This is a genomic window from Staphylococcus sp. EG-SA-2, assembly GCF_017152085.1.
The window spans coordinates 1-1,027 of the sequence record NZ_JACYHC010000897.1 but is presented as its reverse complement, the minus strand read 5'-3'; the positions used below and the strand labels follow the sequence as shown (position 1 = coordinate 1,027).

The 1,027-nt window shown below is 34.9% G+C and carries 2 protein-coding genes; both read left to right on the top strand.

Annotation, left to right across the window (positions count from 1 at the left end; genetic code table 11):
- Nucleotides 1–458, top strand: a 458-nt coding sequence (locus IDG60_RS27660) for an MFS transporter (RefSeq protein ID WP_206160909.1), incomplete at its 5' end; no start/stop codon positions are given.
- Between the two features lie 211 nt (nt 459–669).
- Nucleotides 670–1,027, top strand: a 358-nt coding sequence (locus IDG60_RS27655; protein WP_046399085.1) for an SDR family NAD(P)-dependent oxidoreductase, incomplete at its 3' end; no start/stop codon positions are given.

Here is a 1,027-nt window from a genome sequence, read left to right as displayed (position 1 = left end):
TAGTTATATCGGCAATAATTTCTATATTTGTAATTATACTTTCAATCGTACCTGTCATCGTATTGGCATCTGACTTATTTAAAGAAAGGATTTCAAAAGGTGTCATATTAATTGTATTGGCTATTATTGCTTTAGTATTATGCAACTTTGTATCTGCAATACTCTGGTTTGTTTCAGCCATATCTATTTTAGGTAGAAAAAAATTAGTAGCTGCAGCAGATACTACCACTATTCAAAAAAGTAAAGGGAACGCAAATCAAGCATCACATAAAGACACGTGTAAAAAGGAACTTGATAGTCAAGACATGATGGAACATCCTGAGGTTAAAAATCCCACGACTAAAAACCTTGAAGGATTTAACGAAGAAATACATAAAGATGAAGCTACAACTAAAGTTGTCAGTGATAACACGGAACCGCCGATTGAATCAAAAGGCCATGTCTCGAAAAAAGATTGATGACAAACTAATCGAGAGACTTAAAAAAATAATATTCAACATAAGAACTTTTAAAACGACATTTAAACGCATTGCCAATCACTAATGGTAGTGCGTTTAACTATACCTTAAATATCTGAATATTTTGTTAAATGGAGCTACCTTTGTTGTACTATTCAAATGAAGAGGAGTAAAATGTAATTAAAGGAAAGAAATTTGAGGAGTGATCTTTATGACAAACAACAAAGTAGCATTAGTAACTGGCGGAGCACAAGGGATTGGTTTTAAAATTGCAGAACGTTTAGTGGAAGATGGTTTCAAAGTAGCAGTTGTTGATTTCAATGAAGAAGGGGCAAAAGCAGCTGCACTTAAATTATCAAGTGATGGTACAAAAGCTATTGCTATCAAAGCAGATGTATCAAACCGTGATGATGTATTTAACGCAGTAAGACAAACTGCCGCGCAATTTGGCGATTTCCATGTCATGGTTAACAATGCCGGCCTTGGACCAACAACACCAATCGATACAATTACTGAAGAACAGTTTAAAACAGTATATGGCGTGAACGTTGCAGGTGTGCTATGGGGTA